Origin of the sequence: Sphingomonas sp. dw_22, from assembly GCF_018449795.1 — a bacterium.
Lineage (GTDB): Bacteria > Pseudomonadota > Alphaproteobacteria > Sphingomonadales > Sphingomonadaceae > Sphingomonas.
On record NZ_JAAVVE010000011.1, the window covers coordinates 22178 to 32664 of the forward strand.

General features: G+C 67.3%; 10 protein-coding genes. 6 read left to right on the top strand and 4 right to left on the bottom strand.

What is annotated here, in order from left to right; genetic code table 11:
• Positions 1 to 3: 3 nt before the first annotated feature.
• The gene (locus HB724_RS07245) at positions 4 to 2061 is read right to left on the bottom strand and encodes a M13 family metallopeptidase (protein WP_213980248.1); all 2058 of its coding nucleotides are present in this window, start codon (positions 2059 to 2061) and stop codon (positions 4 to 6) included.
• Between the two features lie 132 nt (positions 2062 to 2193).
• On the opposite strand from HB724_RS07245, the gene HB724_RS07250 reads away from it, so the two are divergent.
• Entirely contained in the window at positions 2194 to 3795 is a 1602-nt protein-coding gene (locus tag HB724_RS07250; protein WP_213980249.1) for a carboxyl transferase domain-containing protein, read from the top strand.
• 20 nt (positions 3796 to 3815) lie between these two features.
• On the opposite strand, the gene HB724_RS07255 is transcribed toward HB724_RS07250, so the two are convergent.
• Complete coding sequence (locus HB724_RS07255; protein ID WP_213980250.1) at positions 3816 to 4226, bottom strand: endonuclease domain-containing protein; 411 nt, start codon at positions 4224 to 4226, stop codon at positions 3816 to 3818.
• A 98-nt stretch (positions 4227 to 4324) separates the two neighbouring features.
• Between HB724_RS07255 and HB724_RS07260 the strand changes: the two genes are divergently transcribed.
• Genes HB724_RS07260 through HB724_RS07280 form a run of 5 tightly spaced genes read left to right on the top strand, consistent with a single transcriptional unit; the run spans position 4325 to position 8706 of the window.
• Positions 4325 to 4843, top strand: coding sequence for a nuclear transport factor 2 family protein (locus HB724_RS07260; protein ID WP_213980251.1), 519 nt, complete (start codon positions 4325 to 4327; stop codon positions 4841 to 4843).
• Positions 4840 to 5151 (top strand): DUF3088 family protein, encoded by a 312-nt coding sequence (locus tag HB724_RS07265; RefSeq protein ID WP_213980252.1) that lies wholly within the window; start codon positions 4840 to 4842, stop codon positions 5149 to 5151. The genes HB724_RS07260 and HB724_RS07265 overlap by 4 nt, the downstream gene beginning before the upstream one ends.
• Positions 5148 to 7022, top strand: coding sequence for a biotin carboxylase N-terminal domain-containing protein (locus tag HB724_RS07270; protein WP_213980253.1), 1875 nt, complete (start codon positions 5148 to 5150; stop codon positions 7020 to 7022). The genes HB724_RS07265 and HB724_RS07270 overlap by 4 nt, the downstream gene beginning before the upstream one ends.
• Complete coding sequence (locus HB724_RS07275) at positions 7022 to 7474, top strand: MaoC family dehydratase (protein ID WP_213980254.1); 453 nt, start codon at positions 7022 to 7024, stop codon at positions 7472 to 7474. Before HB724_RS07270 ends, HB724_RS07275 begins: the two co-directional genes overlap by 1 nt.
• A gap of 17 nt (positions 7475 to 7491) precedes the next feature.
• Positions 7492 to 8706, top strand: coding sequence for an NAD(P)/FAD-dependent oxidoreductase (locus tag HB724_RS07280; RefSeq protein ID WP_213980255.1), 1215 nt, complete (start codon positions 7492 to 7494; stop codon positions 8704 to 8706).
• Between the two features lie 24 nt (positions 8707 to 8730).
• Here HB724_RS07280 and HB724_RS07285 read toward each other — a convergent pair whose 3' ends face one another.
• Together HB724_RS07285 and HB724_RS07290 are read right to left on the bottom strand one after the other, a co-directional pair.
• Complete coding sequence (locus tag HB724_RS07285) at positions 8731 to 8919, bottom strand: hypothetical protein (protein ID WP_213980256.1); 189 nt, start codon at positions 8917 to 8919, stop codon at positions 8731 to 8733.
• Between the two features lie 82 nt (positions 8920 to 9001).
• Positions 9002 to 10468: an NAD(P)/FAD-dependent oxidoreductase gene (locus HB724_RS07290; protein WP_213980257.1), complete on the bottom strand. Its 1467-nt coding sequence runs from the start codon at positions 10466 to 10468 to the stop codon at positions 9002 to 9004.
• Between the last annotated feature and the right edge of the window lie 19 nt (positions 10469 to 10487).

Sequence of the window (10487 nt, forward strand, 5' to 3'; positions counted from 1 at the left end):
ATCTCACCATATCTTCACGCGCTTGTCCGGCGCCAGGTACAGTTTCTGCCCCGGCTGGACGTCGAACGCCGGATACCAGGCGTCGAGGTTGCGCACCGTCATCGCCCGCCAGCGCCCCGGCGCATGGCCGTCGGTCGCCACCTCGGCGCGCAGCGACTGCTCGCGCTGCTTCTCGCGCCAGCTCTGCGCAAAGGCCAGGAAGAAGCGCTGGTCGCCGGTCAGCCCGCCGATCACCGGCGCCGCCTTGCCGCCCAGCGAGGCGCGATACGCCTCATAGGCCGCCGTCAGCCCCGCCACATCGGCGATATTCTCGGCCAGCACCTGCTTGCCGTTCAAATGCAGCCCCGGCAGCACCGCATAGGCGCTGTACTGGTCCGCCAGCGCCCCCGCCGCCGCCTCGAAATGCTCCAGGTCCGCCGGCGTCCACCAGTTGCGCAGCGTGCCGCTCGCATCGAAGTCCGCGCCGGTATTGTCGAAGCTGTGGCTGATCTCATGCCCGATCACCGCACCGATCGAGCCGTAATTGGTCGCCGCATCCGCCTTGGGATCGTAGAAGGGCGCCTGGAGGATCGCCGCCGGGAAGTTGAGCGCGTTCTGCAGCGGCAGATTGACCGCGTTCACCGTCTGCGGCGTCATCCACCATTCGCCGCGATCGACCGGCTTGCCGATCTTGCCGAGCTGGTGGCGATATTCGGCCAGTTCGGCGCGGCGCAGATTGCCGACCGGATCGTCCGCCTTCACCTCCAGCGAAGCATAGCTGCGCCAGGTCTCGGGATAGCCCACCCCGACGCGCATCGTCTCGATCTTACGCCGCGCCTCTGCCTTGGTCGCGGGCGCCATCCAGTCGAGCTTGGCAACACGGGCGTCAAACGCCGCCAATATGCCCTTCACCATCTGCTGGATGTCGGTCTTGGACGAAGCCGGAAAATAGTCCTTCACATAGAGTTGCCCCACCGCGTCGCCCAGCCAGCTGTTGACGTTGGCGATCGCCCGTTTGTCGCGCGGGCGCGCCTTGGGAACGCCGTTCAGCGTATGGCTGAAGAACTCGAAATGCGCATTGTCGATCGCCGCCGGCAGCACGCTCGACACGTCGTCGATCCGATGGAAGGTCAGCCAGTCCTGCCACGCCTGGAGCGGCTCGCCCGCCACCAGCTTCGAAAGCCCTGCCACGGGCCCCGGATGCCAGACGACGAACTGCTGCTGCCCGCCAAGCTGCGCCGCGCTCCAGAAGGCATCCCAGTCGATCCCCGGCGCCTTGGCGGCGAAATCGCCCTTGCCCCAGACATTGTTGGCCTTGTGGACGTCCTGGCTGGAAACGCGATCGGCATGGACCTGGGCGATCTTCGTCTCCAGCGCGAAGATGCGCTCCGCCCGCGCGGCGGGATCGCTCACCCCGGCCAGCGTCAGCAACTGCGCGATATAGGCTTTGTAGCCGGTGCGGATCTTCACCATCTCGGGATCGGCCGAGAGATAATAGTCGCGGTCGGGCAGCCCCAGCCCGCCCTGGAGCACATAGGGAAAATTGGTGCCGGACTGCTCCAGCCCCTGCGCCACCCAGATGCCGACGATGTTCGTCGTCTCGAAATTGGTGGCGTTGAGCGGATCGACATCGGCACGGACGTTGCCGCCCAGCATCGCCGAAAGCGCCTTCTTGTCCTTCAGCCCCGCAATCGCCGCCAGCTCGGCCTTCACCGGCGCCAGCCCGCGCGCCTCGATCCCCGCCGTATCGGTAAAGCCGCGATACCAGTCGGCGATGCGCCGCGTGTCGCTGCCCGGTGCGGCATTGGCGTTCACCGCGGCGGCGATGATCGCGGCATTGTTCGCCTCGGCCTTGTTGAACACCTCCAGGAAGATGCCCACGCTCGAACGGTCGGCCGGGATCTCGGTCCTCGCGCGCCAGCCGCCATTGGCATATTGGTCGAAATCGTCGCCCGGCTTCACGTTGGCATCGATGCCGGTCGTATCGGGATCGACCGCCACCACGCGATCGCTCGCCACGCCGCCGGAAGTCCAGGCCGTCGTCGCCAGCAATATGGCCAGCATCATGGTGCCACGCTTCATCCCACGTCCCTCTCGTGATGTGCTGTATGGCAGCGCAGCTACACCCGCTTCCCGCCCCGCGCCAGCACCTTCCAATCGCTGCCGCGCCGGTGTAGGAGAAACGAAAACTAGGACAGGAAGGATGCCCTATTTATGAGCGCGCCGGTGCTGGACACGAAGGTCTCGGCCGATAGCGAGGCTTTCCGCGCCAATGCCGCGCATAATCGCGCGCTCGCCGATCGCCTGCGCGCCGATGTGGCGCAGGCGGCGCTGGGCGGCAGCGAAGCCTCCCGCGAACGCCACACCGCGCGCGGCAAGCTCCTCCCCCGCGACCGCGTCGAGCGGCTGCTCGATCCCGGCTCGCCCTTCCTCGAAATCGGCCAGCTGGCCGCCTGCGACATGTACGAAGGCGAAGTGCCCGGCGCCGGCATGATCGCGGGGATCGGCCGCGTCTCGGGCCGCACCGTCATGATCGTCTGCAACGACGCGACGGTGAAGGGCGGCACCTATTACCCCCTGACCGTCAAGAAGCATCTCCGCGCCCAGGAGATCGCCGAGCAGAACCGCCTGCCCTGCATCTATCTGGTCGATTCGGGCGGCGCCAACCTGCCCCACCAGGCCGAAGTCTTCCCCGATCGCGACCATTTCGGCCGCATCTTCTTCAACCAGGCCAATATGTCCGCCAAGGGCATTCCCCAGATCGCCTGCGTGATGGGAAGCTGCACGGCGGGCGGCGCCTATGTCCCCGCCATGTCCGACGAGACGGTGATCGTCCGCGAGCAGGGCACGATCTTCCTCGCCGGCCCGCCGCTGGTGAAGGCGGCGACGGGCGAGGTCATCTCGGCCGAGGATCTCGGCGGCGGCGATCTCCATGCGCGCAAGTCGGGCGTAGTCGATCACCTCGCGGAGAATGACGAGCACGCCCTCACCATCGTTCGCGACATCGTCAGCCACCTGCCCGCCGACGCTACCCCCGACATCAAGCTGCTGGATCCCCGCGCGCCAAAGTACGACGCGAGCGACCTCTACGGCATCGTCCCCCAGGATGTCCGCGCGCCCTATGACGTCCACGAGGTCATCGCCCGGCTGGTCGACGGCAGCGAATTCCACGAGTTCAAGGCGCTCTACGGCACCTCGCTGGTCTGCGGCTTCGCGCATATCTGGGGCATGCCGGTGGGCATCATCGCCAACAACGGCATCCTGTTTTCGGAGAGCGCGCAGAAGGGTGCCCATTTCATCGAGCTCGCCTGCCAGCGCCGCGTGCCTTTGCTGTTCCTCCAGAACATCTCGGGCTTCATGGTCGGCGGCAAGTACGAGGCCGAAGGCATTGCGAAACATGGCGCAAAGCTGGTGACGGCCGTCGCCACCGCGACGGTCCCCAAGATCACCGTCCTGATCGGCGGCAGCTTCGGCGCCGGCAACTACGGCATGTGCGGCCGCGCCTACAGCCCGCGCTTCCTCTTCACCTGGCCCAACAGCCGCATCAGCGTGATGGGCGGCGAGCAGGCCGCCAGCGTGCTGGCCACGGTCCACCGCGACGCCGAAAAATGGACCCCGGAAGAGGCCGAAGCCTTCAAGGCCCCGATCCGCCAGCGCTACGAGGACGAAGGCAATCCCTGGCACGCCACCGCGCGCCTGTGGGACGACGGCATCATCGACCCCGCCCAGACCCGCGACGTCCTCGGCCTGGCGCTAGCGACAACGCTCAACGCCCCGATCCCCGAACGCCCGGCCTTCGGCGTGTTCCGGATGTGATGGAAGAACGCACGCTCCCTTCAATCCTCCCCCAGCTCCGCTGGGGGAGGGGGACCGTCCGAAGGACGGTGGAGGGGCGCGCGCTTGCGCGCGTGCTCGGTCACCAACCGAACAACGCCTTCAAGGTTACCCAGCACCTCCGCAGCCGGAATGCGCAATGTCGTAATGCCATGCACCGCCAACCAGGCATCGCGCTTCGCGTCCCGATCCGGCCGGTCGCCACGCTCATGCGCCTCGCCATCAACCTCGATGCAAAGCTTTGCAACATCGCAGTAGAAGTCGAGCGAGTAAGGCCCTGCGGGATGCTGCTTGCGCCAATGCTGGTCGATCGCCCGCCCGCGAAGTCGTTGCCACAACAGCACTTCGGGAAGCGTAAGCTCGCGCCGGAGTTCCCGCGCGCGTCGATAGGCTTTGCCGCTACCCTTCAGCATTCCGCCCTAGCCCCTTCGCGCTTCGCGCGCCCCTCCACCATGCTTCGCATGGTCCCCCTCCCCGAGACAAGCTCGGGGAGGATCTGAAAGGTCCGAAGATGCTCCTCCCCCTCCTCCTCATCCTCGCCGCCCAGAGCACGCCCCTTCCCCCACCGGCGGCGAACCCCACGCCCAGCCCAAAGCCCGCGGACAAGCTCCCGCCGGCGAACGCCCTCCCCTATGAGGATGCCGAAGCCACTGCCGTCCTCGCCCCGATCAACGCGCTCTTCGCCAGCCTCGCCGCGCGCGACGGCGCCGCCATCGCCACCAGCGTCCTCCCCGATGGCCGCGCCACCGGCGTCGCCATCAAGCCCGATGGCAGCCAGACCGTCCGCTCGCTGAGCTGGGCCGAGTTCGCCGCCAACCTCAAGCCCGGCCCCGAGCGCTATGAGGAGCGCATTACCGACCCCGCGATCGAGGTCGACGGCGATATCGCGATGGTCTGGGCGCCCTACACCTTCCGGATCGACGGCAAGGTCCATCATTGCGGCGTCGATCATTTCGACCTGGTCCGCCAGGGCGGCGCCTGGAAGATCCTCAACGTCACCTGGTCCTCGCGCACCACGGGGTGCCAATGAGCCGCGACACGCTCTTCCTGCTCGATCCCGACTGGGCCGATCCGGCGTTCGGCGGCAAGCGGCGCTTCTATTGCAAGGAGTGCATGATCGTCGAAGGGCTGCTCGCCACCTTCCCGGAGCGCGCCGCGAACATCGACGTCGTCCGTATCGCCTGGCCGCGCCCCCGCGCCGCGGTGATGGAGGCGATCGGCGAGGCGAACCAGAATCTCCCCGCGCTCGTCTTCGCGGACGGCGGCTTCGCCAACGAGATCGAAGCGCTGCTCGCCGCGCTCCACATCCGCCACGGCTTTCCGGAGCGCCACCCGTGATCGAATCGCTGCTCATCGCCAATCGCGGCGAGATCGCCTGCCGCATCATCCGTACTGCGCGGACGATGGGCATCCGCACCGTCGCGGTCTATTCGGACGCCGACGCGAAGGCCCTCCACGTCCGCCAGGCCGACGAGGCGGTGCATATCGGTCCCTCCCCGGCACGGGAAAGCTATCTGGTGGGCGAAAAGATCATCGCCGCGGCCAGGGCGACCGGCGCCCAGGCGATCCACCCCGGCTACGGCTTCCTCTCGGAGAACGCCGATTTCGCCCAGGCCGTGATCGACGCAGGCCTGGTCTGGGTAGGCCCCAGACCGGACAGCATCCGCGCGATGGGCCTGAAGGACGCCGCCAAGGCGCGGATGATCGCCGCCGGCGTGCCGGTGACGCCGGGCTATCTGGGCGACGACCAGTCCCCCGAACGCCTCCAGGCCGAGGCCGATGCGATCGGCTATCCGGTGCTCATCAAGGCGGTCGCGGGCGGCGGCGGCAAGGGCATGCGCCGCGTCGATGCGCCCGAGGATTTCGCCGACGCCCTCGCCTCCTGCCAGCGCGAGGCCGCCAGTTCCTTCGGTGACGACCGCGTGCTGATCGAGAAATACATCCTCTCGCCCCGCCACATCGAAGTGCAGGTGTTCGGCGACACACACGACAATGTCGTCCACCTGTTCGAACGCGACTGCTCGCTCCAGCGCCGCCACCAGAAGGTGATCGAGGAAGCGCCCGCTCCCGGCATGGACGAAGTGACCCGCGAGGCGATCTGCGCCGCCGCCGTCCGCGCGGCGAAGGCGGTGGACTATGTCGGCGCGGGCACGATCGAGTTCATCGCCGATGCGAGCGAGGGTCTGCGCGCCGACCGCATCTGGTTTATGGAGATGAACACCCGCCTCCAGGTCGAACATCCGGTGACCGAGGAGATCACCGGCGTCGACCTGGTCGAATGGCAGCTTCGCGTGGCCTCCGGCGAACCGCTGCCGAAGCGGCAGGAAGAGCTGGCGATCAACGGATGGGCGTTCGAGGCACGCCTCTATGCGGAGGATCCGACCACCTTCCTTCCATCGACCGGCACGCTGGAGCAATGCCATTTTCCGGAGGATTATGTCCGGATCGAAACCGGCTTCGAGAAGGGCTCGACGATCTCGCCCTTCTACGATCCGATGATCGCGAAGGTCATCAGCCATGCCGATAGCCGCGGGAACGCCCTCGCCCTTCTGGCGCAGAAGCTCGAAGGCGTCGCCATCTGGCCCGTCAAATCCAATGCCGGATTCCTCTATCGCGCGGCGACCCACCCCGTCTTTGAGGACGGCGACGTCACGACCGCCTTCCTCGCCGACCACGCGGACGATCTCGCGGTGCCGGCTGAGCCAAGCGCGGCAATGCTGCGCCAGGCCGCGCGCGAACTCGTCTCGCAATATGAAGAGCCCGGTCGGCGCGCCTTGAACGGCTTCAGGCTCAATGCCGCTCCTGTCGCAGCCGTGCGGATGAAAGCGGCGGGGCAGACCTACACTGTCGATGCGCCCGCCGACTTCGACGGCGACGTCTATTCCTCACGCGCCGCGCCGGATGTCGCCCTGGTGACCGAGCACGGACAAAGCTTCGGAATCACGCTCGCCCGGCACGAAGGCGGCACCGCCGGCACCACCGCCGACGGCGCGATCCTCGCCCCGATGCCCGGCCGCATCGCCGCCGTCGAAGTCGCCCCCGGCGCCTCCGTCACCAAGGGCCAGCGCCTCGTCACGCTGGAGGCGATGAAGATGGAGCACAGCCTCACCGCTCCATTCGACGGCACCATCGCCGAGCTCAACGCCGAAGCCGGCGCGCAGGTCAGCGAAGGGGCACTGCTCGTCCGCGTGGGAAAAAAGGAAGGCTGATGGCAGGCAGATTCTACGACGAATGGCAGGTCGGCGACCGGATCGAGCATGATCTGCGCCGCACCGTGACGGAGACCGACAATCTCCTCTTCTCCACCCTCACCCACAACACCCAGCCGCTCCACATCGACGCGGAATCCGCCCGCGCAAGCGAGTTCGGCCAGATCCTCGTCAACGGCACCTTCACCTTCAGCCTGATGGTCGGCATCACCGTGGGCGACACCACCGCCGGCACGCTCGTCGCCAATCTCGGCTATGACAAGCTGGTGATGCCCAAGCCGGTCTTCCTCGGCGACACCCTCCGCGCCTCCAGCGAAGTCGTCGAGCTGCGCCCCAGCAAGTCCCGCCCCGGCCAGGGCATCGTCACCTGGCGCCACCAGATGCACAACCAGCGCGGCGAACTGGTCTGCGAATGCCTGCGCTCCGCCTTGTTGCGGAGCCGTTCGGCCTGACGCGCGTTGGCACCCGTATGAGCGAGTGGGATATCGTCGTGATCGGCGGCGGCGCGGCCGGAGTCGCCGCGCTTCGAACCTTGGCGGACGCCGGCGCGAAGGCGCTGCTGGTCGAGGCGAGCGATCGCCTGGGCGGCCGTGCCTGCACGGTCCATGTGGAGGGGATGCCGCTCGATCTCGGCGCCGGCTGGCTCCACTCCGCCCAGCACAATCCCTGGGTCGGGATCGCTCAGAAGAGCGGCTTCACCGTCGATCGCACTTTGCCCCGCTGGCGCGAGCAATGGCGCGAGCTCGGCTTCTCAAAGGCCGAGCAACAGGCCGCCCGCGACGCCTATGCCGCGTTCGACCGGCGCATGCGCGATGCCCCGCCCGCCAGCGATCGCGCATCCGACGCGCTCGACCCGGAAAGCGAATGGAACGGCTATCTCGAGGCGATCAGCGGCTTCATCAACAGCGTCGGCAATGCCGAAGTCTCGATCGCCGACTATCTCGCCTATGAGGACGCCGCGACCGAGACCGATTGGCGCTGCGAGCAGGGCTATGGCGCGCTCGTCTCGCGCCACGCCGCCGATCTCCCCGTGGCGCTGGCCACGCCGGTCACGGCGATCGACCGCTCGGGCAGGCGTCTCCGCATCGAGACCCCGCGCGGCACCCTCACCGCGAACAAGGCGATCGTCACCGTCTCCACCAACGTCCTCGCCGGCGACGCCATCGCGATGCGCGGCATGGACGACATCTATCACGCCGCCGCCTGCCTGCCCCTGGGCCTGGCCGACAAGCTGTTCCTCGCGCTCGACCAGGGCGGGGAGCTCGACGCCGACGCCCATCTGCTCGGCGATCCCCGCAATGCGATCACCGCCGCCTATACGCTGCGCCCCTTCGGCCGCCCGGTGGTCGAGTGCATGTTCGGCGGCGAAAGCGCCCGCGAGATGGAGGCGCGCGGGCTCGACGGTGCCGCCGATTTCGCGATCGAGGAGCTGTGCGGGCTGCTGGGCAGCCAGTGGCGCAAGCGGCTGCGCCTGATCGCGGGCTCGACCTGGGGCCGCGCCGACTACATCCTGGGCGGCTACAGCCACGCGCTTCCCGGCCGCGCCGCCGCGCGCCGGACGCTCGCCACCCCGATCGATGAACGCATCCGCTTCGCCGGAGAGGCCGTGTCGGAAACCGAATTCTCCACCGTCCACGGCGCCTACAGGACCGGCGTCGCCGCGGCGAAGGCGCTGATCGGCTAGGCCGGTGCGCTTATTGGAGGTGCCTCACGGGCATTTGGTGAACTGTCCCTTCTTCGGCCCGGAAGCAATCTGGCAACGGCCGTTGCTCAGCTTCGTCACGGCAGGCGCAGCAGGGCATTTCACGAACTTGCCCTTGGCGTCCTTGCAGGGCGCGGCGATTGCGGGAGTGGTCACGAGAGCGGCGACAGCGAAGGCAACAGAAAGACGGAACATGGTCTTTTCCTCCAAAACCGCGAGCATCATCTACCTTGTGCGCGATTAATCAAGCGGCAGGCGCGTTCAGCGCTGATCGGACTCAGGCCGCCGCCTTCACCTTGGGCACCGGATTGGAGAACGCCATCTCCTGGTCCAGCCCGCCATATTTCAGCGCCATCACGTCGCGGGTATAGCTCTGGTCCACCCGCCACGGCGCGCGCGTGCCCCGGCGGGGGAACTTGTCCATAGCCCGCTGGACATAGCCCGAAGTGAAATCGAGGAACGGCGCCTCCTCGATCGGCGCGCCCAGCCGCGGCGTCACCTGCCGCATCCCGCGCTTCTTCATCGCATTGAGCAGCCGCGTCACATAATTGGCGGTCAGGTCCGCCTTCAGCGTCCAGGATGCGTTGGTGTAGCCGAACGACAGCGCCAGGTTCGGCACGTCGGAGAACATCATCCCCTTGTAGCTTACATGGCGAGACCATTCGACCGGTTGCCCGTCCACGCTGAACGGGATGTCGCTCATCAGCTGCACTTCGAGCCCCGTCGCCGTCACCACCAGATCGGCCTCCAGCGCCTTGCCCGATCCGAGCCGGATCCCCGTGGGCGTGAAGCGATCGATCGTGTCGGTCACCACGTCCGCGCGTCCCTCGCGGATCGCGGCGAACAGGTCGGCGTCCGGCACCAGACACAGCCGCTGGTCCCAGGGATTGTAGCTGGGCGTGAAATGCGTGCCGATATCATAATCCGGCCCCAGCTCGCCGCGGACCATCTCGATGAGCCGTTCCTTCGCCTTTTCGGGATGCTTGCGCGCGGCGCGGAAGAAATATTGCTGGAGCAGCACGTTCTTCCACCGCGTGATCGCATAGGCCGCCCTGGACGGCAGCTTGCGCCGCAGCCAGTTGGCGATCCCGTCCTCCGAAGGCCGCGCGACGATATAGGTCGGCGAGCGCTGGAGCATCGTCACGCTCGCCGCCTCGCGGGCGAGCTCAGGCACCAAAGTCACCGCCGTCGCGCCGCTGCCGATCACGACGACGCGCTTGCCCTTGTAGTCGATGTCCGGCGTCCAGAATTGCGGATGGACGATCCGCCCCTTGAAGTCCCCGGCCCCGGCGAACTCCGGGGCATGGCCCCGCGCGTAATTATAATAGCCGGTACACATGAACAGGAAGCCGCAGGTGAACACCCGCTCCTCCCCGTCCTGCTCGGCGGTCACCGTCCACAGCGCGTCCGCGCTCGACCATTCCGCGCGCTGCACCCGGTGGCGATAGCGGATATGCCGGTCGATCCCATATTCGCGCGCGGTCTCGTCCAGATAGTTGAGGATCGAGGGGCCGTCGGCGATCGCCTTGCTCTCGGTCCAGGGCCGGAACGAGAAGCCCAGGGTGAACATGTCCGAGTCGGAGCGTATCCCCGGATAGCGGAACAGATCCCAGGTGCCCCCCAGCCGCTCGCGCCCTTCCAGGATCACATAGCTGCGATCGGGGCTGTTGGCCTGCAAATGATAGCCCGCGCCCACGCCGGATATCCCGGCGCCCACCACCACCACGTCGAAATGTTCGGTCATCGGCCTCTCCACCGACATG